At 34.7% G+C, this 24597-nt stretch carries 30 protein-coding genes and 1 pseudogene; 20 read left to right on the plus strand and 11 right to left on the minus strand.

The window, feature by feature from the left end; genetic code table 11:
• Positions 1 to 97 (plus strand): IS3 family transposase (locus SM124_RS19065; protein WP_322448231.1); only part of this gene is annotated, 97 nt, incomplete at its 5' end.
• Positions 98 to 134: 37 nt separating this feature from the next.
• On the opposite strand, the gene SM124_RS19070 is transcribed toward SM124_RS19065, so the two are convergent.
• On the minus strand, positions 135 to 278 hold the full coding sequence (locus SM124_RS19070) for a hypothetical protein (RefSeq protein WP_322448127.1): 144 nt from the start codon (positions 276 to 278) through the stop codon (positions 135 to 137).
• A gap of 167 nt (positions 279 to 445) precedes the next feature.
• Between SM124_RS19070 and SM124_RS19075 the strand changes: the two genes are divergently transcribed.
• Positions 446 to 634 carry a cold-inducible protein YdjO-related protein gene (locus SM124_RS19075; RefSeq protein WP_322448232.1) on the plus strand — a complete coding sequence of 63 codons (189 nt, stop codon included), beginning with the start codon at positions 446 to 448 and terminating at the stop codon, positions 632 to 634.
• Positions 635 to 735: 101 nt separating this feature from the next.
• Here the strand turns inward: SM124_RS19075 and SM124_RS19080 are convergent, their stop codons facing one another.
• Positions 736 to 987, minus strand: a complete 252-nt coding sequence (locus tag SM124_RS19080) for a transcriptional regulator SplA domain-containing protein (RefSeq protein WP_322448128.1) — start codon at positions 985 to 987, stop codon at positions 736 to 738.
• Positions 988 to 1005: 18 nt separating this feature from the next.
• On the minus strand, positions 1006 to 1197 hold the full coding sequence (locus SM124_RS19085; protein WP_322448129.1) for a hypothetical protein: 192 nt from the start codon (positions 1195 to 1197) through the stop codon (positions 1006 to 1008).
• Positions 1198 to 1413: 216 nt separating this feature from the next.
• Between SM124_RS19085 and SM124_RS19090 the strand changes: the two genes are divergently transcribed.
• The 3 genes and pseudogenes from SM124_RS19090 to SM124_RS19100 all read left to right on the plus strand — a co-directional run bounded on the left by SM124_RS19090 (position 1414) and on the right by SM124_RS19100 (position 5397).
• The gene (locus SM124_RS19090) at positions 1414 to 2667 is read left to right on the plus strand and encodes an erythromycin esterase family protein (protein WP_322448130.1); all 1254 of its coding nucleotides are present in this window, start codon (positions 1414 to 1416) and stop codon (positions 2665 to 2667) included.
• 296 nt (positions 2668 to 2963) lie between these two features.
• Positions 2964 to 4313: pseudogene (gene dsdA / locus SM124_RS19095) on the plus strand (D-serine ammonia-lyase).
• Between the two features lie 145 nt (positions 4314 to 4458).
• A complete protein-coding gene (locus SM124_RS19100) occupies positions 4459 to 5397 on the plus strand; it encodes an acetamidase/formamidase family protein (protein WP_322448131.1) in 939 nt (312 codons plus the stop codon).
• A 46-nt stretch (positions 5398 to 5443) separates the two neighbouring features.
• Here SM124_RS19100 and pepF read toward each other — a convergent pair whose 3' ends face one another.
• Together pepF and yhfH are read right to left on the minus strand one after the other, a co-directional pair.
• Positions 5444 to 7258 (minus strand): oligoendopeptidase F, encoded by a 1815-nt coding sequence (gene pepF, locus SM124_RS19105; RefSeq protein ID WP_322448132.1) that lies wholly within the window; start codon positions 7256 to 7258, stop codon positions 5444 to 5446.
• Positions 7259 to 7434: 176 nt separating this feature from the next.
• Positions 7435 to 7569, minus strand: coding sequence for a protein YhfH (gene yhfH, locus SM124_RS19110; protein ID WP_322448133.1), 135 nt, complete (start codon positions 7567 to 7569; stop codon positions 7435 to 7437).
• Positions 7570 to 7824: 255 nt separating this feature from the next.
• Here yhfH and SM124_RS19115 point away from each other — a divergent pair, with 255 nt between their 5' ends.
• Positions 7825 to 9984 (plus strand): PAS domain S-box protein, encoded by a 2160-nt coding sequence (locus tag SM124_RS19115; protein WP_322448134.1) that lies wholly within the window; start codon positions 7825 to 7827, stop codon positions 9982 to 9984.
• 48 nt (positions 9985 to 10032) lie between these two features.
• Here SM124_RS19115 and SM124_RS19120 read toward each other — a convergent pair whose 3' ends face one another.
• Positions 10033 to 10164, minus strand: coding sequence for a YjcZ family sporulation protein (locus SM124_RS19120; protein ID WP_322448135.1), 132 nt, complete (start codon positions 10162 to 10164; stop codon positions 10033 to 10035).
• A 50-nt stretch (positions 10165 to 10214) separates the two neighbouring features.
• Complete coding sequence (locus SM124_RS19125) at positions 10215 to 10301, minus strand: YjcZ family sporulation protein (RefSeq protein ID WP_322448233.1); 87 nt, start codon at positions 10299 to 10301, stop codon at positions 10215 to 10217.
• Between the two features lie 223 nt (positions 10302 to 10524).
• Here SM124_RS19125 and SM124_RS19130 point away from each other — a divergent pair, with 223 nt between their 5' ends.
• Complete coding sequence (locus SM124_RS19130; RefSeq protein ID WP_322448136.1) at positions 10525 to 11304, plus strand: GNAT family N-acetyltransferase; 780 nt, start codon at positions 10525 to 10527, stop codon at positions 11302 to 11304.
• 58 nt (positions 11305 to 11362) lie between these two features.
• On the opposite strand, the gene SM124_RS19135 is transcribed toward SM124_RS19130, so the two are convergent.
• The gene (locus tag SM124_RS19135; protein ID WP_322448137.1) at positions 11363 to 12166 is read right to left on the minus strand and encodes an alpha/beta fold hydrolase; all 804 of its coding nucleotides are present in this window, start codon (positions 12164 to 12166) and stop codon (positions 11363 to 11365) included.
• A gap of 238 nt (positions 12167 to 12404) precedes the next feature.
• A complete protein-coding gene (locus tag SM124_RS19140) occupies positions 12405 to 13139 on the minus strand; it encodes a hypothetical protein (RefSeq protein WP_322448138.1) in 735 nt (244 codons plus the stop codon).
• Positions 13140 to 13364: 225 nt separating this feature from the next.
• Here SM124_RS19140 and SM124_RS19145 point away from each other — a divergent pair, with 225 nt between their 5' ends.
• Both SM124_RS19145 and SM124_RS19150 read left to right on the plus strand, forming a co-directional pair.
• Entirely contained in the window at positions 13365 to 13769 is a 405-nt protein-coding gene (locus SM124_RS19145) for a hypothetical protein (RefSeq protein WP_322448139.1), read from the plus strand.
• A gap of 41 nt (positions 13770 to 13810) precedes the next feature.
• Complete coding sequence (locus tag SM124_RS19150) at positions 13811 to 13960, plus strand: hypothetical protein (RefSeq protein WP_322448140.1); 150 nt, start codon at positions 13811 to 13813, stop codon at positions 13958 to 13960.
• Positions 13961 to 13991: 31 nt separating this feature from the next.
• Here SM124_RS19150 and SM124_RS19155 read toward each other — a convergent pair whose 3' ends face one another.
• Positions 13992 to 14369, minus strand: coding sequence for a hypothetical protein (locus SM124_RS19155; protein ID WP_322448141.1), 378 nt, complete (start codon positions 14367 to 14369; stop codon positions 13992 to 13994).
• 16 nt (positions 14370 to 14385) lie between these two features.
• Positions 14386 to 14637: a DUF1292 domain-containing protein gene (locus tag SM124_RS19160; RefSeq protein ID WP_322448142.1), complete on the minus strand. Its 252-nt coding sequence runs from the start codon at positions 14635 to 14637 to the stop codon at positions 14386 to 14388.
• A gap of 251 nt (positions 14638 to 14888) precedes the next feature.
• Between SM124_RS19160 and SM124_RS19165 the strand changes: the two genes are divergently transcribed.
• The 11 genes from SM124_RS19165 (at position 14889) to SM124_RS19215 (ending at position 24588) form a co-directional block, all read left to right on the plus strand.
• A complete protein-coding gene (locus tag SM124_RS19165) occupies positions 14889 to 15386 on the plus strand; it encodes a hypothetical protein (protein WP_322448143.1) in 498 nt (165 codons plus the stop codon).
• A gap of 175 nt (positions 15387 to 15561) precedes the next feature.
• On the plus strand, positions 15562 to 16593 hold the full coding sequence (locus SM124_RS19170; protein WP_322448144.1) for a threonine aldolase family protein: 1032 nt from the start codon (positions 15562 to 15564) through the stop codon (positions 16591 to 16593).
• 184 nt (positions 16594 to 16777) lie between these two features.
• Positions 16778 to 16972 carry a YbxH family protein gene (locus SM124_RS19175; RefSeq protein WP_322448145.1) on the plus strand — a complete coding sequence of 65 codons (195 nt, stop codon included), beginning with the start codon at positions 16778 to 16780 and terminating at the stop codon, positions 16970 to 16972.
• A gap of 102 nt (positions 16973 to 17074) precedes the next feature.
• Complete coding sequence (locus tag SM124_RS19180; protein WP_322448146.1) at positions 17075 to 17593, plus strand: hypothetical protein; 519 nt, start codon at positions 17075 to 17077, stop codon at positions 17591 to 17593.
• Positions 17594 to 17836: 243 nt separating this feature from the next.
• Positions 17837 to 18199: a Na-translocating system protein MpsC family protein gene (locus SM124_RS19185; RefSeq protein WP_322448147.1), complete on the plus strand. Its 363-nt coding sequence runs from the start codon at positions 17837 to 17839 to the stop codon at positions 18197 to 18199.
• 129 nt (positions 18200 to 18328) lie between these two features.
• Positions 18329 to 19342, plus strand: coding sequence for a sodium-dependent bicarbonate transport family permease (locus SM124_RS19190; protein WP_322448148.1), 1014 nt, complete (start codon positions 18329 to 18331; stop codon positions 19340 to 19342).
• A 13-nt stretch (positions 19343 to 19355) separates the two neighbouring features.
• Complete coding sequence (locus SM124_RS19195) at positions 19356 to 19817, plus strand: carbonic anhydrase (protein ID WP_322448149.1); 462 nt, start codon at positions 19356 to 19358, stop codon at positions 19815 to 19817.
• Positions 19818 to 19915: 98 nt separating this feature from the next.
• Positions 19916 to 20641 carry a hypothetical protein gene (locus tag SM124_RS19200; protein WP_322448150.1) on the plus strand — a complete coding sequence of 242 codons (726 nt, stop codon included), beginning with the start codon at positions 19916 to 19918 and terminating at the stop codon, positions 20639 to 20641.
• A 180-nt stretch (positions 20642 to 20821) separates the two neighbouring features.
• Positions 20822 to 21898, plus strand: coding sequence for a CAP domain-containing protein (locus SM124_RS19205; RefSeq protein ID WP_322448151.1), 1077 nt, complete (start codon positions 20822 to 20824; stop codon positions 21896 to 21898).
• A 142-nt stretch (positions 21899 to 22040) separates the two neighbouring features.
• On the plus strand, positions 22041 to 23264 hold the full coding sequence (locus tag SM124_RS19210) for an MFS transporter (RefSeq protein ID WP_322448152.1): 1224 nt from the start codon (positions 22041 to 22043) through the stop codon (positions 23262 to 23264).
• Between the two features lie 139 nt (positions 23265 to 23403).
• Positions 23404 to 24588 (plus strand): trans-sulfuration enzyme family protein, encoded by a 1185-nt coding sequence (locus SM124_RS19215; protein ID WP_322448153.1) that lies wholly within the window; start codon positions 23404 to 23406, stop codon positions 24586 to 24588.
• The last annotated feature ends 9 nt before the right edge of the window (positions 24589 to 24597 follow it).

A 24597-nucleotide genomic window follows, 5' to 3' on the forward strand; every position in this document is an offset into this window, starting at 1 on the left:
CTACATTTATTATTACAATAACGAAAGAATTAAAGTAAAATTGGCTGGTTTAAGTCCCGTGCAATACCGAACTCAAACTAGCCAAAAAGCTGCATAATTAAAACTCTAACTTTTAGGGGTCACTACCCTTTAGGCTACTTCTCTTTATGTTGTTGTGATAGCATTCTGTTTGCTAATATCTTTTTGACTTCATTATATGATAAACCTGAATTTGCATTTAACCTCTTTACTTCCTCTACATCTGTCCCGGCAACTGTATATCGTTTATTTCCTTCCATTTATTCAATCATCACCACCCATAATCTTTATATGTAGTTTTATCAAGTATCACATAAATATTTAGTCTTAAAAGTTTCATTATCATGGAATAACTGAATTATTTTAAAATAACACTTTTAAATTATCTATATTTGTCCATACTAAGAAAAAAAGGGGGGCGGTTCCAATCTTTTTTAATAAAAAAGCTCAAGAAGAAAAACTAGAAGATATTCTAATGGATATTGAAGTGTACTCTTGTAGTCATGATGATTGTAATGGTTGGATGAGAAAAGACTTTGCTACTGCGGATTTAAAATGTCCTTTATGCGGAAATGATACGGCACTCGAAGTAAGAGAGCTTCCAAAAATTAACTAAGAATATAAGAAAGGCTTACTCGTTCACATGAGCAAGCCTTTTATTTTTTGCCTTTTTTACTATGTATCAGTAAATGAGGCTCACCAATTAAGTAACGAATTTTATTGCATGTTATAGTCTCCATATAAGTCATTAAACGCCTGTTCTGCAGCATTTTCAGATGTAAAAAGGGCGTCATCATCTTCAATTACATGAAAGGTTTCGTTTAAAAATAATGCTAATTGATTGGGATCCTTCGGGTGAGGGACTATTTCGGCTGCTCTTATATTTGAAACGGTTGGAGTATGAGGGTTGTTATATATAACATATACTTCATCTCCTGGCTTAACATTTTTCGGATCAATTGTTTCCATTCTATCAACTCCTATATATTAATTATTCTCCATTTGTTGACCAATTTCACCTGCTGCAATAATAGCATTAGCTGTTTCTTGGTTTTCATGTTCATTAACGGAGTCGCCTGGATAATTTTTTAGATTTGGTCCTCTGCCATCCGTTTCAATGGTCATCATTTCTTTTTTTGGTGCATGTGTTAAGTATTCGTTCTGTGGTTTATTTTTCATAATTGTTATTCACTCCTATACTGATTCGGCTAGTTTATTTTAGTTATTGAAGACCTTCATCAAATTTAAAAAGCAATCTTATATAAAGCTTTTCCTCCTATGACCACCTTATGCACTTATTTGTTTAATCAGAGCTCACACTAGGTTAACTATTTTTCCCATTTTCTAACTAATTAAATTGGGAAATGATATGTATCAAAAAGGAGGATTAATTACATGAGTGAGAGTATAGTAAAGGCCATTAAAGCGGAAGCAAAGACATTTGAAGGTATAAAGGATTTAGATCCAATCATTGATGCGATTGGTGATGCCCAATATGTTTTATTAGGAGAGGCATCACATGGTACTTCTGAATTTTATACGGTGCGATCCGAAATAACGAAGCGTTTAATAAAAGAAAAAGGATTTCAATTTATAGGAGTCGAAGGTGATTGGCCATCATGCTTTAAAGTCAATAGCTACATAAAAGGTTATGAAGAAATAAGTCCTGAAGAGGCTCTTAGTGCATTTAATCGATGGCCAACTTGGATGTGGGCAAATGAAGAAATAATGGATTTAATTATTTGGCTTAAAGAACATAATCAAGGTAAACAAAGCTCTAATGTTGGTTTTTACGGAATAGATGTTTATAGCTTATGGGAGTCAATGGACGAGATCCTTAAAGTACTTGGAGATAATCAATCAAATGATATCGAGGCAGCCAAAAAAGCCTTCTCTTGCTTTGAGCCTTTTGAACGTAAACCAGAATATTACGGTGTATCTGCTGCTTTTTATGGTGAAGAATGTACGGATGAAGTCGTTCAACTGTTATTAAAAGTTAGAGAAAATAAACATAAATTTACTATGGGTCCTGAAGACTCACTAAATTTATCTGTAAATAGTTTAGTAACTCTTAATGCAGAAGCCTATTACCGAACGATGGTGAAAGGTGGTCCAGATGATTGGAATATAAGGGACCATCACATGGTAAGTGCTGTTGAAGAGATTGCAAACTACTATGGACCTGGTGCTAAGGGAATTATTTGGGAACATAATACTCATATCGGAGATGCTAGAGCGACAGATATGGTTGATGAAGGACTCGTTAATGTCGGCCAAATTATGAGAGAAAAACACAACAAAAAAGTATATTCCATCGGTTTTGGAACTTATAAGGGTACAGTTATAGCAGCTAAAAAGTGGGGAGAAGACATTGAAGTAATGCCCGTTCCGGAGGGAGTAGAAGGTAGCTGGGAACAATTATTGAACGAAGCTGGAGCAGAAGATAAGATCTTGGTGTTTACAGAAGAAAATAAACATCTGTTTAACCAAACCATTGGTCATCGAGCAATTGGAGTGGTTTATAATCCGGAATACGAACATCTTGGAAACTATGTTCCATCTAAAATTTCAGAGCGTTACGATTCTTTTATATTTATAAATGAAACTAAAGCCTTAAAGCCATTAACCATGAGACATGTGTATGTTTAAGAAATAGCGAACGCTATTTCTTTTTTTAGATAAGAGTATTAGTTTCTGAAGTTAGACTACTGTCTAGCTCCAGCGCCCAGCGACTAGTGTACTTCGCTCCTCTCCCTACGATAAGTCAACATCGAATCGCTGACGCTCTTCGTGTTTCCTTTATCTCAGTCGAGGCGCTCCAGTCCATACGTCGCTAAACGGGCGCTTGCGCTTTTCTTACCTCAATCAATTTTTTAAAAATTCTTTTAACTCTAAGTCTATTCATGTTACGGTATGTATATCGGTTAAATAGGGGAGGGGATAAGATGGGGAAGGTTTTATCTGGAAGAACAAAATCAGATTGGATACGAACATACCCAATGCTTGAAAAAATCATTTCTACAGAAGAAGTGCTCTGGGAGAATACAGATGTACAGCCATTTAGTGAGGCAAAAATGAAAATCAAACTTTCTGATATAAAAGAGGCAGAGGAAAGGCTAAGAAGATTTGCTCCACTATAAGTAGAAGCTTTTCCTGAAACAGCTACAACAAATGGAATTATTGAATCAAAATTAGTCGAAATACCATCAATGAAAAATCAACTAATAGATAGATATGGGTATTTCGAAGGACGATTATTCTTAAAAACTGACCATGAACTACCGATTGCGGGCTCCATTAAAGCACGGGGAGGAATTTACGAGGTTTTAAAATTTACTGAAAAAATAGCCTTTGAACACGGATTTTCAGAAGAAGAACAATATAGTGCCTTACTAGGATTAAAATATCGCAATATTTTCTCAAAGTACACCATATCAGTTGGTTCTACTGGAAATCTAGGTTTAAGTATAGGAATGATGAGTGCTAAATTAGGTTTTAACACAAAGGTACATATGTCTCAAGACGCTAAGGACTGGAAAAAGAAACTGTTAAGGACCCATGGAGTTGAAGTCATTGAGCATCAATCTGACTACAGTAAAGCAGTTGAGATTGGAAGAGAGATCAGTAAGAGAGATGAATATGGTTATTTTGTAGATGACGAGAACTCCATCGATCTATTCTTAGGCTATTCTGTAGCGGCATTTAGACTTCAAAAGCAATTGGAAGGAATGAATATTAGTATTGACCAAGATCATCCTCTGATCATATATTTACCTTGCGGTGTGGGGGGAGCCCCTGGAGGAATTGCCTATGGTCTAAAAATGCTATTCGGAGATGCAGTAAAAATAATCTTTGCAGAACCAACCCATTCGCCATGTATGTTAATTGGTTTAATGACAAAACAATATGATCAACTTTCGGTACAGGATTTCGATATAGATAACTTGACTGATGCAGATGGTTTGGCTGTTGGTAGGTGTTCAAAATTCGTAGCAGAGACAGTCGGGCCCTTTATTGATGGAATCTATACGGTGCAAGATGCTGAATTATACAAACTGTTATATATTTTACATGATGTCGAAAGTATTAATCTTGAACCATCCGCACTAGCAGGGATGTATGGTCCAACCACTATGGTACGTAATAAATGGTTTGAGCAACATTTATGTCAGGAGCAATCAAGAAATAGTACACAAATTGTATGGTCTACTGGAGGTAACTTAGTACCTGAAGAAATAATGAACTCATATATTAAGCGCGGAGAATACTATCTGAAGGATCATTTAAAGTCATAATTTACTAAAAATTCTCTTGATTCTTTTCGTGTTATTCAGTTACAGTTTTTAAAAGGCTACTTATTGTAACGAAATAGCCTTCTAATATCATTTATGGTTTTTTCGTAATATATTTTTGATTAAGCCAAGGAATTAGGTGAAGCAAATGACGATACATACGATTAAAACGGAAGACCAACATGTTCATGGTTCGTTTAGTAAAGAATATGAACCCATTTTATCAGTGAATTCTGGTGACACGATTAGATTTAATTCGTTGGATATTGGTTGGGGATACAGCTCTAGTAAAGGAGTAGAAAGAAAAAGATACCAATCTAGGGAACAAGAAAGTACATGGGGACATCCTATTATTGGCCCTATTAGAGTAAATGGCGCTAAACCAGGCATGACATTAGAAATAAAAATTAACGATTTAGTTCCTGGCTGGTATGGTTGGAACTGTGCAGGTGGGAAAATGAACTGGCATAATGAGCAGCTTGGTTTGACAGACGTAGAAGAATTAACTCTTAACTGGGAATTAGACCGCGTAAAACAAGTGGCCAAAACAGAGATAAACAACCAACCTTTTTCTGTGCCTCTACAACCCTTTTTAGGACTAATGAGTAATGCACCTAGTGAAGAAGGGGTACACTCGACGATTCCACCTCGATATTTTGGAGGGAACATAGACTGTAAGGAATTAGTGCGAGGAAGTAGTCTATTCCTTCCTATCGCTGTTGATGGTGCTCTCTTTTCAGCAGGGGATGGCCATGCTTTGCAAGGGGATGGTGAGGTATCCGGACAAGCAATCGAGTGTCCAATGGATTTAGTTGATTTGACTTTAATTGTCCATGACAATCTTACATTAAGTTCTCCTAGAGCCAATACTCCTGTAGGTTGGATTACCTTTGGTTTTCATGAAGATTTAAATGTAGCTATGGTAATGGCTTTAGAAGAAATGATTACATTCATTCAAGAACATTATAACGTTAGTAAACCAGAAGCAACTGCTTTAGCGAGCGTGGTTGTAGATTTACGAATAACACAGATTGTCAACCAAGTTAAAGGCGTACATGCTGTTTTACCACATGGAGCCATTAGGTAGATAAGAAAAAAATAAGAGCCCATTTGAGCTCTTATTTTTTATGGAATTATTCGTAACTGCTAACAAGCTGATCAACTAATGAACCAACATAGCTAACTGCTTGGCGAATCGGTTCTGGTTGGGACATATCGATACCAGCATGTTTTAATAATTCTAATGGCTTCATTGTTCCCCCAGCCTTTAAGACTTCTAACCAGCGATCAACTGCAGGTTGACCTTCTTCTGCGATTTTTTGAGCCATTGCCGTTGAAGCGGTAAGCCCAGCTGAGTAAGTATATGGATAAAGTCCCATATAATAATGAGGCTGACGCATCCAAGTCAGACTTGCACCTTCATCGATTTCAACTGAATCTCCCCAGAAATCAGTTAATACATTTTTCTTTTGCTCGCAAAGAGTGTTTGCTGTTAATGGAACTCCTTTTTCAGCTAAAGCATAAACCCTACGCTGGAACTCACCTTCTAATAGGTGTGTTACGAAGTTATGATAGTAAGTTCCTAATAATTGAAGAATAACCCAACGTTTCATCTGTTTATCATTTGTAGTATCTAACAAATGCTGCCCTAGTAACATTTCATTCATTGTAGAAGGTGCTTCAACAAAGTACGTAGAAGGACGAGTATTAATAATACGTTGATATTTATTGGCTAAATAAAAATGTCCTGCATGGCCTAATTCATGTGTTAACACAAATGCGCCTCTCATCGTATCTGTCCATGTAATAAGGATATACGGGTGAGCTCCATAAGGACTTGCACAGAAAGCACCAGTTGATTTACCAATGTTATCTGCCAAATCTACCCATCTTTCACTTAGTCCTTTTTCCATGATTTCCATATATTCAGGACCCATCACCTTTAACGACTCTAAAATGACTTTACTTGCATCTTCATAAGTGGTTTTTGGGTTGAAATCCGGGTCAAGAGGAGCTTTTAAATCACAGAATCTCATTTGGTCTAATCCTAAAACCTTTTTCTTTAACTCTGCAAATCTTCTCATATGAGGAGCAAGCTCTTGACCGATAATATCTAATTGGTTGTTATACATTTCTACTGAAACTTCCTGAGGCTGTAACAACATTTCTGTTACAGAATTAAAGTTTCGTAAACGGGAAATAGTTACTTGTTTTTTAACTTCTGTTGCATACGTTGAAGCATATGTATTTTTATACTGTTTTAAAGTACCTACAAATGATTCATATGCTTTTCTTCTTGTGTAAGTATCTGGAGAAAATTCATATCGATCTTCAAAAAGGGCAAATGAATTGGGTAGTTCATTTCCTTCTTCGTCCTTAAAGGAAGAAAATTGCATATCTGCAGATTTACTTGTTTGGTAAATGTTATAAGGAGCACCGTGAACTTCACCTAATGCCGCTAGGACTTGCTCCGTTTCAGCTGAAAGCCTGTATTTTTTTGCTTCAAGTAAAACTTTTAAATTTCTTTGAAAAGGTACTAATCCAGCTTCTTCTTTTATAAATTGTTCGATGACCGATTCGTCAATTGTAAGAATTTCTGAATTGATAAAGGATAAGGAAGCACTTACTTTGGACAATAAAGCTCCAATTTTAGATGAATTTCCTTGATTAACAGGGTTTGTCCCATCACCTGACTGACGTAAAGATGCATAGGTTGACACTAATACTATCTTCTTTTGTAATTCCTCTTGTTTTTCTAAACACGTGAGTAAAGTGGATGCGCTCTCATGAAGTCTGCCTTTAAACACGGTGAAATCAGGCAGTGTGTTTTCAATTTCTTTTATACCAGCTTCCCAGGCTTCTTCTGAAGTAAAGAGATCATTTAAATTCCAAGTTTGCTCAACAGGTACTTCTTCTCTAGTTAAACGCTTTTCTACTGTCTTTTCCAAAATAATTCCCCCTTAAAATAAAAGAGTATTTCGATACCCTAAATGATTTAGGATAATAACAGTATAAACTATTTTAATAGATTTTTCTAAATATTTTTAAAACATTTACGAAAAAATATATTATAGAACAGAAAAAGCAATGAGGTCCGAACTCATTGCTTTTTTTGTTTAACATGCTATTCAACTTTCTTTGATAAACAGCGATCACACTCTTGAAGGTAAGATTCAGCTTGTTCCATTACCTGTTGACCACACTCAGGACACACCTTTTTTGGTAACGTACGGAAAAACTCTACTGGACTTTGTAACATGTTAACTCCTCCTTTTATAATACAATATATATTTTGTTCTTCTGTTATAGTACAGTATACACAAAAAAATAAAAAATGTGTACCCATTTTTATAATATTTTTTAAAGAATTTTCAAAAAATAAGCATTGACTAAATAAAGCTAACTCCAGCCTAGGAAAATTCAAGTAAAGAATATATTTCTCTTTCATATGAGGAATGATTACATTACAATCATAGTTGAAACACTTGCGACAAAGGGAGGTTCCTTATTATAAATGCAAGAAATCATCATATTATATAATCCTGTTTTAATCATAGCTGCCATCATTTTGACCATCATGGCTTCCTATACTGCGTTAGATTTATTTTCGATGCTGAACTCATCGGTAGAAAATAAAAGATCTCTATTTATCGGTGGAACCTTTTCCATGGGAATTGGAATTTGGATTATGAATTTTATAGGTATGCTCGCATTAGATGTAAACGGCTCAACCACTTACAATATACCGATTACCATTTTATCCATTATCATTGGAATCTGTTTTACTGGGATGGCTTTTTATACGGTAACTAATCGAATATTAAAAAATAGCCATTTGTGGTTTGGAAGCTTATTCATGACATGTGCAGTACTGTCTATACACATAATCGGAATGTATGGTTTACAAATGGCTGTAAATTACGACCCTGTCATATTAATAGTGTCCTCTATTTTAATTTTTGCTTCCTTCTTATTTGTGTTTTGGATGTTATTCTATTCTAAGAATTTTACAATTTCAAACCAAGTCTGGTTAAAGCCTTTAGGTGCACTTATTACAACAGGCGCAATTGTTGAAGGGCATTTTTTACTAATAAAAGCTGCCTCTATATTTAAACAAGAGGGAGGCGCGATTGCTCCAAGAGAGCAGGAAAGTTTTCTAATTTATCTCGTCTTATTTGTTTCCATATTAATACTTTCAGGTTTAATTGGTTCAAGTGCCTTGATTAGTAAAAAGTTAGCTATTTCAGACACGAATTTAAAAGATATTCAATTGGCATTAGATGAGTCCTCTATTGTTGCCATTACTGACCCTAAGGGGATCATCACATACGTCAATGATAAATTTGTTGAAATCTCTGGATATACACGAGAAGAGTTAATTGGTCAAGACCACCGAATATTAAATTCGGAATATCATCCAAAAGAGTTTTTTAAGAACTTATGGAGAACGATTGGATTAGGAAAAGTATGGAGGGGAGAAGTTAGAAATAAAGCAAAGGATGGATCCTATTATTGGGTGCATACCACCATTGTTCCCTTTCTTAACCGAAAAGGAAAGCCATACCAATATGTATCCATTAGAACAGATATCACAAACCGGAAAAAAGCGGAGGAACATTTAAAAGAGACTCTGAAGGAAGTAAGTGATATTAAATTTGCATTAGATCAATCTTCTATTGTTGCTTTTACTAATGCTAGAGGGGTTATAACCAATGTCAACGAGAAGTTCTGCGAAATCTCTGGCTATTCAAGAGAAGAATTAATTGGAAATACCCATCAGCTGCTAAATTCCTCTTTTCACTCAAAGCAATTTTTTATAGATTTATGGAAAACGATTAGTCAAGGGGAAGTTTGGAAAGGTGAAATTCGGAACAAAGCGAAGGACGGTTCCTTCTATTGGGTGGACACAACTATTGTTCCGTTTATAGCTGAAAACGGAAAACCTTATCAATATCTAGCCATCAGAAATGATATAACAGAACGAAAAAGAACAGAGGAATTCCTTCATAGGCAAGATAAGTTAGCTGCAGTTGGCCAGCTAGCTGCCGGAGTTGCTCACGAAATTAGAAATCCATTAACATCCATGAAAGGCTATGCAGAATTTCTTTTAGAGGATGAAACAAATGAACAAAGAAAAGAGTTTGTGGAAATCATACTTGATGAAATTGAACGGATTAATACGATTGTAGAAGACTTTATGGTTTTATCGAAACCAAAGGCAGTAAACCTAGAAGAGAAAAACATTATTCCAATCATTCAAAATGTATTATCACTACTTGAGTTTGAAGCAAGGAAAAAGAATGTTAGGATACACTTCAATGCAAGTGAGGATATTATCCAAATTGAATGTGATGAAGATCGTCTGAAACAAGTCTTTTTGAATTTCGTTAAAAACGGAATTGAAGCTATGCCAAATGGTGGAGATATTTCAGTAAAAGTTGTTGTAAATGAGGGGCAAGTACAAGTCTCTATTCAAGATACTGGAATAGGAATTCCCGAGGAGAAATTAAAGAAAATAGGGGAACCGTTTTACACAACGAAAAAAGAAGGAAATGGCCTCGGCTTAATGGTAAGCTTCAAAATTATTGAGAGTCATAATGGTAAAGTTTACATTGAGAGTGAACTTAACAAAGGAACCACTTTTAATATCGTTTTACCAGCTAGAACAGCGTAATAAGAAAAGGCTGACCTCTGTGGTCAGCCTTTTCCATATATGATAAGTTTATGCCCAAGTTGCGCCAACGATAATTAATAAAATGAATAGCACAACGATTAAAGCAAAACCACCTATTCCTCTACCGCCTACAGGAGCACCATATCCATATCCATAACCTGCACCGTGACCATAATACATTCAAAAATCGCTCCTTTCAAGAATTTAATGATTGGCTTTAAAAGCCGTCTTTAGTATACAAATGCTGTTCCAACAATAATCAACAAGATGAACAGCACAACGATTAATGCGAAACCACTGCCTAAACCGTGACTCATCTAATAACACCTCCGTTTGTGTTATACGATATTATCCTATGGAGAAAGGGGACAATGTGAATAGGCACATGCCTAATTTTTTTAAAAATGAGTCATTCGCCGTGCCGCCTACGTGTTAATACCTAATAACTGAGAAGTATTTTTTATTATCCAATATACATTAACTAAGTTAGAATATCTGAAGAGAAAAGAATTAATAAGACGTAATAGGGGGAGTAAACTTTTGAATAAGAATGAGATCATCGATGTTTTTACTAAGGAACTTAGAAAAAACATTCATCATGCAGGGTGGAGAAGAGAAGAGACAGACAACGTGGTTCGGCATGTTGCTGAGCATAATGATAAAGGCTTTATTTTATATTCTAAGTTAGATGAAACAAGCGTACATAAGGAAATTGAAAAAGAACTACACTATTTTAATAAAATGAATCAAGAATTTGAATGGAAAGTATATGATTATGATACTCCAAGAAATTTGGTTGAAATACTAAAAAGCTACCAGTTTGAAATAGAAGAACCAGAAGCATTAATGATTTTACCAATTAGTGATAACAAGAAATTACTAACGGCTCCTATTCCTGATTATGTTGTACAAATTACGGAACAAAAAGGTATAGAGGATTTAATTAATTTAGAAGATAAAATTTGGAATACTTCACATGCTGAATTAGGAGAAAGATTATTAAGAGATTTAAAGAATCATCCAGAAGATTTATTAATATTTGGATGCTATGATAATGGCATATTAGTTAGTGGTGCATGGATGTACTTTGAAAAAAACACCTCTTTTGCTAGTTTATGGGGAGGTTCAACCTTTGAAGAATATAGAGGTAGGGGTTATTATACATCTCTCATTGCTGTTAGGGCTCAAGCTGCCATTCAGAAAGGGTATAAATATTTAACTGTAGATGCCAGTCCAATGAGTAAAGTTATCCTTGAAAGACATGGGTTTAGCTGTGTTGCCTATTCTACTCCATGTCAATCTCCATCAAACAAACTGTAGAATAAAAATAACCAGAGTCAATGACTTCAATCATTGACTCTGGTTATCTAAGTTTACTCTATCCATTAACAGCTTTTTGAAACTCACTTTTGTTGGATTGCTTAATAAAAGCAATCGTTTCTTCGTTGAAACGCTGCGGTTGATCTATATTACATACATGTCCACAATCTTCAATATTTACTAGTTTTAAAGACTGATTCTTCTCTACTAGCATTTTTACAGGTGGTAAAAATAGATAATCTTCCTGTCCCATAATAAAAAGGGTTGGGATATTTTTGAAGTCAAATTGTAGATTTTTTAAATAGGGATTGATTCTTCTCGTTAATTGGAACCAACGGATAAATTCTTTTTGACACATTTTTTTAGCTGAACTTATAAAAACATTTCTTGATTCCACTTGGCTTTGTTGTGGCATAATAATCCACGCAAAAAGACGATAAAGCCACATATATGGTATAAAATATCTCCCAATCTTACCAACTGTTAACAAGAAATTTGTTCTTAGATTTAATTTTATAACAGCTCCACCAAGAATCATGGAGGAGATCCGATCAGGATGTTTTCTAGCAATCGTTTGGATGACGATGGTTCCTAGAGAAATTCCAACAAAGTGAGTAGTTTTTATATGAAGATGATTTAAGACCTTTACTACTTCTTCGGATACTTGGTCAAATGAATCTCCCTTTTTCCAATCACCTTTACCTGATTTTCCATGTCCTCTTAAATCCACTAATAACACATTAAAATGGTTTTTAAATTCCTTTAGTTGTTTATACCATATGGAAGAACTTCCACCTGCGCCATGTATAAAAGTAACCCAAGGGGTAGATGGGTCGATTACATACGTTCGATAGTATAACACTTATATAGTACCTCACTTAAATTAGACTCATAATGTTAACCGATAAAAATTATTCACAAAAACAGCATTTATAAAAATTTTAATCTATTTTACATAGAAATACTAGTAATATAATAATTTTTATTAGATTTAGACAATTAAAGAAGTTCATAAATTTCCTATATATAATTAGGTAAGGTTAATTGCAATCAGCTTGCAAAAATAAATAAGGGCCCGGTCTGCTGACCGAGCCCTTTTGTTATTTCTTATCAACTTTTTCTTCTTGTTGAATAAAAAAGCGTTGTACAGGCTTGCTAATTTTATTAAAGTTTTCCTCAACCTTATTGACAAAAAACGATGCTCTTTCGTAAATAATAGACCTTAGATGGTCGAGCTGCCTCATCATTTTCTTCGTATTTGCTTCTTGCTCATCTAAACGCTCCATTACCGTTTTATGAAATACTTCTTGTAAATCAACTTTATAGCCTAATTCCTTGTGAAACTCTTCCTGGTTTTTAATGTTTTTAGATAATTCCTCACAAGATCGGTTATATTCTTCTAGATTTGAAGTAAGTTTATTTAACATATCATCTTGAAAAGCTAGTTGATCAAGAATCGCTTCGTTTATCACTCCATCCTTACTTACTTTTTGAATAATGGATTCACTTTTTTCTTCAATTTCTTTAAGGCGTTTTAGAAGTGCACTATAAGTAGTTTCATTGTTTTTAATCATGTCTAAAAAGTGATAGGTAATATGATCCTGTTTATTTAATTTTGACATCAGATTAGTATAATTTCTTTTTTGCTCTTCTGTAGTCTCTTGGATATTTGAATTTACCTCACTGATTGAAGTCTGAATATGATTGTTTATCTTACTTTGTTCTTCAATCATTTTTTGAAAATAATTTAAACGATAATAATCTTGATTTGTTACTTGTTCTTCTGGTAAGGACAAGAAAATTTGAGGATTCTTTTTCTTTCCTCCGTCCGTCATAGGCTCACTCCTCCGACAATATTTTTATATAAGTTATATCATTATGCTATGTTGTAGCCTAATCAATGGTTGCACTTATAAGCGTCTAATTGTAGAAATTGGCTGATGATTTTTTTAGAATTTCGTGTATGATTAAAAAGGCTTTATCATTCTTCAATTTATCGAAGTCTCACTATAAAAAATTAGGAAACATAGACTGAATGAAAAAGAAGAGGTGATTCATTAGTGGAACTAACTTTTAATAGCAATCATACAGAAGGCATTCATATCTATCTAACCGACAACACTCTTCAATATTGGCTTCATTTTACTTCCTTTCAAAAACAATGGCGTGGCATGGTTCTTAGTCATAGCAAAGTCATTACTAAATCAGAAAAGAAACAGCTCCAAAATGAATTTAATCTATTTGATGATTTATACATGCGCTTTTTAACTTATTTAACAAATGATTTACAGGCTTACAATAATATGTTCCTTCCTGCTAAATTTGTACAGGCAATTGAAAATGAATTTGATGATTTTATTGTTTATTGTAAAGAAAATAATGATTTGGATTTATTGGAAATTACAGCCGATTTTAAACTGATTTTTCGTCGGAATTTAATAACTCCACAAAATTTAACACATTAATCCTAAAGCGAAGGGGAAAGTAAGAAAAAGGAGTGATAGGTATGAAAAAGAATTCTAAAGAAGAGCCAACTGTAGCGCCGGGTATGAATGACACAGAAGAATTAGAAAAAGAAGCTTCTTCTGAAGAAGTTCAAAAGGGAGAATATACCGAAGTTACTACCTTTTCTTACGATGAAGTAGACCCTAGTTAAGACTCGAAGCAGACCAATATGGTCTGCTTCTTTATTGTTTATACTCTGCATCATACGAATTTTCTCCAGCATGTACGGACAACAATGTATCAGCATAGCCGACCAGTCTATTCACAATCTCATCTGAAATGGCGTAAACGAGAGGGTGAAGCTCCGGAGAATGTAACCTAGTATCGTCCAATAGGATGGTTGTATTTATAAATATTTCTCGATTGCCGTAGAGGTTATAGTGAATTATAGCTTTTCCAACTGCTCCACCTGAGATGGGATCATGATAAGAAGGTAAAAAGATATACCATTCTTCACTTGTTGCTGAGCGGAAATTTTTCGTAAATGTCAGACCGTTAATCTCTTTTTGTATCTTTTCCTGTAACTCTTCTGTATGGAATTCTAAAATTTTATCGTTCATCTGTTCCACCTATTATTTAATCGGCAGGGGCTTCATCGATTGCAATCTCATACGCATCAAGGATTGAAGATTTTTCTTCAGGGTCCGTAATCCCAACTAAGTATTGTTCGTCACCTTCTTCCTCAATTTTCATGAGAATGGTTTCATCCATCGATTTTAATAAGGCATATGAATTATCCTCCATATCAAATAAAGCCTCAATTGAATATTCTTTCTCATTTCCATTTTCATCCTCAATCGTAATATAATCTCTTATGTTTTCTGCCATCATGACACCTCCAGTAGATATATCCTTAACTTCCCCTACTTAAAACCAACTTATTACTAAGTAAGAGATTGTTATTTCAGAAAAGTTAGACTCTTTAGAAATATTAAATTTATTTCGAATTACGAAAAATATCTTGAAATATTTTAGAAAACTAGGTAAATTAAAAATTGTCAGGAAAATAGTTTTATGATGTTGGTGAAAACCAAAAGAGGGGTCAATTTAGAAATACACAAGGGGAGAGGACTTACATTATGAAAAAATCTTTATCATTTCTTTTAGCTGGTATGTTAGTAACATCTGTAGTTGGATGTTCTAGTAAAGAAGAAGTAAAAGAAGAAGAAACAAAAGTAGAAGAAACTTCAGCTGAGGTTGCTTCTGCAGAAGACGAAACAGCAAAAGCTGCACGTTCAGCTTTATTATCTTATCAAGGTGCAGTTCAAAAGGTTATTCGTACAGTTGAGACTGCTTTAGTAACTGAAGGAACAGATCCTGTTGAAGCAGCTGCAACATTTGCAACTGATGTAAAAGCAGTAGCTATTCCAGCAGAATTAGCAGACCAAAAAGCAGACCTTGAAGCTGCTATTGAAAGCTTAACTGGATATTACACTAAAAAAGCTGAGCTTCTTAAAGATAAAGCTGAAGATACTACTGAAGCAGATTCTTTAAAAGAAGAATATATCGCTAAAACTACTGGTGTATTCGAAAAGCTTGAATTAAATGCTCCATTATTCAACACTATTTTCCAATAATAATTATTAACCCGAGATCTTATTTCTCGGGTTTTAATTTTCTCTTCCTACTGAACTAAGATCTTTAATTTGAATAGTAATATGGGAGATAATTTACAAATTATTTTTCTTGTACTTGCTTTTTTAACTATTATAAAATTAACTTAATATAATTTTCTAGAAAGGGAGTAATAGAATGATAGATTTGAGAAGTGATACGATTACGAAGCCAACAGAAGCGATGAGAAAAGCTGCTTATGAAGCTGAAGTAGGCGATGATGTATACGGTGAAGATCCATCGGTTAAAAAACTAGAAGAAACAGCTGCCGCGTTATTAGGGAAAGATGATGCCTTATTTGTAACCAGTGGTACTCAAGGTAATCAAATAGCAGTTCTTACTCATTGCCGCCCAAGTAACGAGATACTTCTAGAAGAGAATTCACATATATTTTATTATGAATCTGGAGCAGTTGCAGCACTTGCAGGTGTTCAAACCCGTACTATCGCAGGTAACCGTGGTGCCATTAATCCTTTAGATCTTGAAGCTTATATTCGTGCTGATGATCAGCATTTCCCTGAAACTGGTTTAATTTGTTTAGAAAATACTCATAATCGTGCTGGTGGTGCTGTTATACCTGTTGAGAACATGGCAGCTATTTATGAAATTGCCAAACGACATCAAATACCAGTTCATGTCGATGGTGCTAGGTTATTTAATGCTGCAGCAGCAACTAATCGCCCTTTAACTGACTTTACTGAACAGTGTGATACGGTTCAAGTATGTTTATCTAAAGGGTTAGGAGCGCCTGTTGGTTCTATACTAGCAGGGCCGAAAGATTTTATTGCTAATGCTAGAAAATGGAGAAAACGATTAGGTGGAGGTTTACGCCAAGTCGGGATTATCGCTGCTCCTGCCTACATTGCTTTAACTGAAATGAGAAATCGTTTAACAGAAGACCATAACCATGCAAAAATATTTGCTGAAGGTATGGGGAACATCACTGGTCTTAAAGTTGTTAATGAAGTCGAAACAAATATTGTTGTAGTGGATGTTAGTGGTCTAAATACAACTTCCGATGAGTTTGTTGACCAATTGAGACAAGTTGGAGTACAGGCTGTTACTTTTGGTAGAACTCTTGTTAGATTTACAACCCATTTTGATGTTAGTAAAGATGATATTCTTAAAGCTTTAAGCGGTATTAACCTCGTTGTATCAAGCTTCAAATAAACGTATACCCCTGAAAAAATGGTAAATAAACTAAAAAAGGTGGGACAAATCGTTCCGCCTTTTTTACATAGAACAATATACATATTTCTACATTTTTAAATCATATTAATTTATAGATATGTTATCTGGAGAAACACTTTAGCTAAAGCCTAAAGTTAAAACATTAAGAGGGGCAATGTTATAGATGGGTGCTATTGAACGAAGTGGGTTTCGATTCGAACCTGAATTTAGTGTTATTAATCAAGATGGTGCGATTCATGTATATCATAATGGGAATTTTGTTGAGGAGATTCTTTTTGAGTTCTCAGGGAGTTTTCCAGAACATGATCAGATTGAAGCATTGGTGGACGAGTATTGCCATAAAAATCAAATAGACTAGAACTATGTACATTAATCATGCTAGGGTATCATTTTTCCAATAACCTCCTTAACCTGAATACTTTCCATTATTAGCTACATAATAGGGGTAGAGGTGAATATATTGAGAAAAATAATTCATAGTATGATTATTTGCTGCTTATTTATGACTACAGGTACAACTACATATGCGGCAAATAATGACTTGTCTGAAGACTGTAAAAAACAAATGCAAGAGACTAGAGAAGAATATGGAAAACTGGTAATGAGTGATTTACTCCATTCATTCCATTTATTTGATGAAAATAATGAAGAAGATTATATATATTTTACAGCAAAAGATTTGTGGAAAAACCAGTTATTAATAGGGGATAATAAACTATTCGAATCCTTAAAGAACCAAATGTCGGGTAGTTATCGTGGTGAAAAGCGCATGTACATCCGAAAATCCGATCCTAATACTAGTTATATCCTATTTAGAAATGTGAATAGTGAGAATGTAATGGTTACATTAGTGCGAAATGGTGAAGAGTGGGTTCAGGTAGAAAAGAAAATTAAACAGGGAAAAAAATTTGGTGTTAAAGAAATAAAATGTGGGGACGAGCATTTTATGCAGAAAATGTTTGATAATCTCTATCCTTAAATTCGAAAGATTTCTCTTGAATAAACAGTTATTTGCTAGTAAAATACAAATAAATCATTACCGAGAGATGATCTTTATTATTCCTATCTAAGTGTGATACTTTAGCATCATATTAATTAATCAATTGATATGATGAAAAAGAAATGCAGCAGAGGGATAAGAAAATAGTAAATCGGTATATTTCTTTGGTGTTCGTTCAAAGAAATATACCGATTTTTTGTTTTATTTAAGGAGGGGATCAAAATGAAAAAAACGAAAGGCTCATTGGAAGCTGAAATTAGCAGAGCATTAACGCAGTGGGAAAGAGATTATCTAGGGCGTGGCTCTGTATCTGTAAAAACAGACATTCTTCGGGATATGATTATTGTTAGTTTGAAAGGTGTTTTAACTCCTGCAGAATACTCCTTATGTGGTACAAGGGAAGGTCTACTTTCAATCAAAAAAATTCGCTGTGATCTAGTTGAATCGGGAATGGATTATCTGAAATCCCTCATATCAACATTAACAGAAGTAGAGGTTGCAAGCTTCCATACCGATCTTAGTACGAATACGGGAGAAAGAATTATGATTTTTAAGTTAACAAGTGATCTTGAAAAGTTATTCTAATTGATTATAGATATTAAAGGAAGTTCTTCAAATAACGAATGTGAGTTGAAGAAAAGCCGGCATTGAAAGAATCACTATTAAACTAAGTGATTCCATTCATGCCGGCTTTTTCATTAAAGGAGACTTGTCATGTTAGATATCATCGTACAAAATTTATTTTCGCCTGTTGTATTATTTTTTGTTCTTGGACTTCTTGCTTCCTTATTCAAATCCGATTTAAAAATTCCAAATGGTTTAAGCGAGGGTTTAAGTATATATTTATTGATTGCTATTGGGATAAAAGGTGGGATTGAGCTGTCTCATTATTCCATTCACTCAATTTTAGAGCCAATTTTAGGAACATTATTACTAGGATTCTCTATTCCAATTTTCACAGTTGTTATATTACGATTTATGAAGCTTGATTTATATAATGCCATTGGCCTTGCTGCTACATATGGTTCGGTAAGTATTGTTACTTATGGGGCAGCCATTTCTTTTTTAAATTACCAACAAATCTCATATGAAGGATTTATGAATGCATTAGTGGTTATTTTAGAAAGCCCAGCAATATTTATTTCTCTATTATTATTGAATGTCTTGAAAAAAAATCAAAACCATATTCGTTATTCTTCTCAACAAATAGGGATCATTGCTAACACAACTACTCATAAATGGATTGATAAAGAAATTTTAAGGGAAAGCCTCTTTGGAAAAAGTGTACTTCTCTTAATGGGAAGCTTAACTATTGGGGTCCTATTAGGAGAAGGAGCACTTCCAACAATCAAACCGTTATTTATCGATTTATATAGCAGTGTACTAATTTTATTTCTATTAAATATGGGATTAATTGCTGGGCAGCGTTTACCAGAAATTAAAAGTAATGGAATGAAGTTACTTTTATTCGCGATCCTTGCTCCTTTAATTTTTGGAACGTTTGGTGTTTATGTGGGGAGCATGGTTGGATTATCTTTAGGTGGAACAACCTTAATGGGTGTATTAGCTGGAAGTGCCTCTTATATAGCCGCGCCAGCCGCATTAAAAACATCGGTTCCTGAAGCAAGTCCCTCTATATATATTGGTTTGGCACTAGGTATAACATTTCCTTTTAACTTATTATTTGGTATTCCGCTTTATTTTGAAATGGCAAAGTGGATTAATTAAGGAGGATATTCAAGTGGAAAAGAAAACTTTAATATTAACTACCGTACATGAAAATGTTGAATCACTTATAAATAGAATGAAATTAGAACGGAAAATTATAATAACGCTTGAAAATTTTCAAGGTTTGATGATAGAACCTTACGGGAGGACTATGCGAAATATTATTTTAACTGTTCATTTAGAAAGTATTGATGAAATTTTAATCGTACTTAATGATCAATCCAGTGAAATAACAAATAATCAAACTTGCATCTTGGAATTAATGAAGAGAAACGGAATATCCGATCATACACTTCAAACTTTAGAGTACATCGGTCATCATCCGAAATCATGGCTACAAGATAGTATGGATCTTAATAAGGCTTTAATACAAAATCTAAAAATAGTGAGGGATCATCCCTTATTACCAAAGCACGTAAAAGTCGATGGTTTTATATGGGATGATCAAATTCTAGAGAATTTAGCACTCCGATAAGTTTATGATTTCCATTTTAGAATTGGTTTTATATGGTATGAACAACTATTCAATTGTCGGAAATAATATAACCGATTACCTTGAAAGGAAGGGATACTATGTCTCTAGAATGGTTTGATCGGGTAACAGGAGAATTGCAAGATCATTTGGAGTCTATTTGTGATAAGTACGATCAAGTCGGACAAATGTCCATTGACAGGGGAGCAAAACACCCTCGTATGGAATTCTTTGTAGAGACAGAGGATGATGACAGAGAATACTTTTGTACTTTGTTCTTTGATCCACATAACGAAGAATTCTATATTGAATCCTTTGATACTGAACTTGGCCAAACAGCTAAAACCATCCTTTCAGATATTGAGGATATCATTGATGCAGTGCATGAAAGCTTGCATGATTACATGAATGATGAAGATTATGATATGGAATTAGATGATGATGACGATGAGGAAGTTGTAGAGGTTGTGTATTCTTTAGAGGATGATATGGATGAATATGACTACGATGGTGAAGACGAATATCATTTAGCAGGTGACTTTGCGGTTGAAGAAACTAGTGATGTCATGGAAGAAATAGATGTTCAATGGGAGACTCCTGAAGTGACAGCTTTTATGCATGAGGATGAAGTTGAAGTCACTTACCAATTCGGAATTGTGGAAGAAACGGGAGACGGTGTGCTAAGAAGAGTAAATCGTATTTGGACAGAAGATGATGAACTAATAAAAGATGAATCTAATTTCATTTTTAGTAAAGAAGAAGCTAGCACGATTATTGCTATGATTGCTAGCCATATGGATAAGTTAAGCGAATATGACGAGTATTAATATGATCTAAAAGGGCTGCTCAATTTGGGTAGCCTTTTTGTACGTCGGCAACGAAGGCGTCTCCGCTTTTCTTAAAATGTGATAATCATCCAAGTATTTCACGATTTTTACCACAAATGATTTAAGAGCAAAATCGACATCATAATAACGTATCAAAATTTTTAAAAGGGGGTTTTTAAATTGAACAAGTTCAATAAGCTGATGATACCAGTAGCATCTCTTTTAATGCTGGCTGCATGTAATACGAATGATAATGCATATGAGGCATCTGATGTTGGTTACCAACCAAGAAATGTATATACACAAGATAATGGAGACTACTTTACAGATCGTAACAGAACGAGTATGAATCGTACTAACCGAAATGAAATCCGTGGACAATATGGTGGCTATGGTGTTCAATCAAGAATAGGACAAAATTCCAACCGTAATGGAATAGGAAATAATCAAGGTTCAGCAAGAAAATTTGGAGCTCAAAGCTTTGGAAATCAGCAAGGTACAGCTGGCCAAGGACAAGGGAATCAAATGCAGGGACAAACATTTGATTTACCAAGAGATGGTGTTGTAAAAATTCGTGGGGGGATTATCACCATTGATCCTAACTCTTATAGTACATCAACTCCTAGCGGTAAATTTCCACATAGCGAATATATAAGTCAAGGTCAATTCAAGTTCTATAAACCTGGAACTCAACCTGGTGGGCAGCAAGGTCAACAAGGAGATAAAGCAGCGGCACCTAATCAACAAACGCAAACTCCTACGGGACAAACTCAACAACCAAATCAGCAAACGCAAACACCAACAGGTCAAAACCAGCAGCCTACAGGACAGCAACCAGGACAAGAACAAGCAACACCTAAAGCAGCACCAACGCAAGGCATCAGTTCTGTAGAGTCAAGGGTAATTGAATTGACGAATGCGGAAAGACGTAAAAATGGTTTGCAGGATTTAAAAGCTGACCCGGCATTAAGTAATGTTGCGAGGGAAAAATCTAGAGACATGCAACAAAATAAGTATTTTTCACACACAAGCCCAACGCACGGTTCTCCGTTTGATATGATGAGGGACTTTGGTATCTCTTATAAATCAGCAGGTGAGAACATTGCTCAAGGTCAACGTACACCAGAAGAAGTAGTAAAAGCATGGATGAATAGTGAAGGACACCGTAAAAATATTTTAACTCCTAACTATACTCATATTGGTGTAGGATATGTAGAAAGCGGAAATTACTGGACACAAATGTTTGTTGGCAGATAATTTTAAAGAAGTGGGTCCCATAATCAATCATGGGATCCTTTCTATTTTAGGAAATTTCGTATTGCGAAATATGAAGAAGCAATATAAAATAAGAAAGTATTTAACTTTTAAACAATTCTATCATTATAAAGTGGAGATAACGATGAACCGTAAAATATTTTTATACGTAAAAGCCTTGTCTGATTTTGGCATGTTTATGGATTTAATTGTGTTAAATGTTTTAATCTATGCATCAACTGGCAGTACGGCTTGGTTAGCAGCAACAATGGCTGCTAGGACGATTGGTGGAGTGGTATCGAGCCTATTTTCAGGTATAATTGCAGATCGATTTAATCGAAGAAAAATCATGATTATAAGCGATATTGTACGCGCATTAATCATTATTGTTCTTATACCTTTTCCAAATCCAACGATGATTATTATTGTTTCTTTCCTAATTGGGTTTGTAAATAGCAGTTTTGCTGTAAGCTTTAGTGCGGAGATTCCTCAGATTTTCGGTCAAAAGAAAATACTTGAGACCAATTCCATTATTTCTAGATTAACATCCATCAGCTTAGTAACTGGTTTTATCGCTTCGGGTATCATTACGGAATTTTTAGGTTATAAAATGACTCTACTAATTGATGCTTTTACATATATACTTTCAGCTGTTGTGTTAATCAAACTAAAGTGGGAAACACAATCTAATGGTACTCAATTATTAACAGAAGGAATGAAAGCTAAGTTAGTATCTGTTTGGACAGATATTAAGGAAGTGAACAAGTATTTATTACTAGCACCTATGCTAATGGCTGTAAACATTGTATTTTTAATTGGAGCCTTTGCTGGAAGCTCACATAATTTAGGAATTCCTCTGTTAGCAGAAGCATTAAACCCGGATAGACAAAGTTACTTCTATGGAATGATATGGGGTGTGTGGGGCGTCGGCTCTGTTATAGCCACTTACTTCCTTCCTAAACTGAAATGGTTAAGGGATGAAAAAGTCTATTATGCTTGCTTTATATCAGCTATGCTAATGTCAACTGGTTTTATCGTCTTTTTATCAAGTATGAACCTATGGATTATTTTTGCTTTCGCTATTTTTACTGGAATTTTTGATGCTAGCTTTACTACACTACACGCAACTCTACTTCAAAAATCCGATAACTATATTCGAGGAAGAATCTTCGGTGTGGGAATGCTATTAAAATCGTTAGGCTTTGCAGGGGGATTTGTTATAGCTCCCATGTTACTTGAAGTCATGACGATGCCTCAGTTAGTTTGGTTATTACATGGATCACTAATTACTTCTACTATCGCTATCACAGTCATTGTCTATAGTAGAAGAGCTAGAACCAAAAACATTGTTCAATCGAAAAACGCATAATCAAACCTTGCCTCCTATCATAGGGGGCTTTTTATTTTGAAAAAAGTGTAAAATATTAATAAATTAATAAAATATAATAATTTTTACCTAAGTTTGTAAAAACTATCGTTAAATCGTTTATTGTAGAAGGTGTGTGAGCATGAATTATGCGGACGTACTATTTAAAGAAGACCTGAAAATATGTCTTCATTTTGGAGACGCAGCTGAGGAATTTTCTGGAGCGGCTGTACCCCCGATTTATCAAAACTCATTATTTGTTTATTCAAAACATGAAGAACTTGCAGAAGCTGTAAAAAATGAGTTGAATTATTATGTCTATTGGAGAGGGACGAACCCGACAGTTGAGGTATTAGAGAAGAAACTGGCTGCACTTGAAAGAGGGGAAGATTGTAAATGTTTCGCATCCGGAATGGCCGCTATTACTGCCGCTATTCTTGCTAGTATAAAAAGTGGGGAGCATGTCCTTTGTGTAAGTCATATATACACATCGACCTTGGATTTGTTAAAGTATCTACAAAAATTTAATATCCAGCATTCAGTTGTCTACTCTACAAATATCGAAAAAATTGAACAATCTATTCAAAAAAATACAAAGCTCATCATTTTAGAAAGTCCTACGAGTTTGACTTTTGAGCTCATCAATCTAAAGAGTTTAGCGGAATTAGCTCAATCTTATGGTATACGTACTATGATTGATAACACTTGGGGGACTCCAATTTTTCAAAAGCCTTTAACACTAGGATTCGATATAGTCGTTCATTCTGCGTCTAAGTACTTAGGGGGACATAGTGATGTCGTCGGAGGGGCACTCATTACTAGTCACAAAATAATGATGGAGTTATTTCCGAAAGAGTTCTTGTTAATGGGTGGAATTATGGGCCCGCATGAAGCTTCACTCCTACTAAGAAGCATAAGAACCCTACCTTTTCGGATGAAGGAACATGAGAAGAATGCATATGAAGTAGCGACTTTTCTAGAAAACCACCCCAATGTTACGGTCGTTAATTATCCAGGTTTAGCCACACATCCTCATTATGAACTTGGAAAAACTCAGCAAACAGGAAACTCAGGTTTGTTAAGTTTTGTTCTTAAAGATGAGACATATGAGGCGGCAAAAGCTGTCATTAATGCTTTTAAGTTCATACAAATTGGTGTTTCCTGGGGATCTTTCGAAAGTCTAGTAACTTCACCGAATTATGGCCACAATGAAGGCAGTTTACTAAAAGAGAAAATTAGTCCAGGCTTAATACGTTTATCCGTTGGTCTTGAGTTAATTTCAGAAATTATTGAGGACTTAGATCAAGCCCTTTCGGTAATCTCATAGCTTAAATAT

Origin of the sequence: Robertmurraya mangrovi (genome assembly GCF_034427655.1) — a bacterium.
GTDB lineage: Bacteria > Bacillota > Bacilli > Bacillales > Cytobacillaceae > Robertmurraya_A > Robertmurraya_A mangrovi.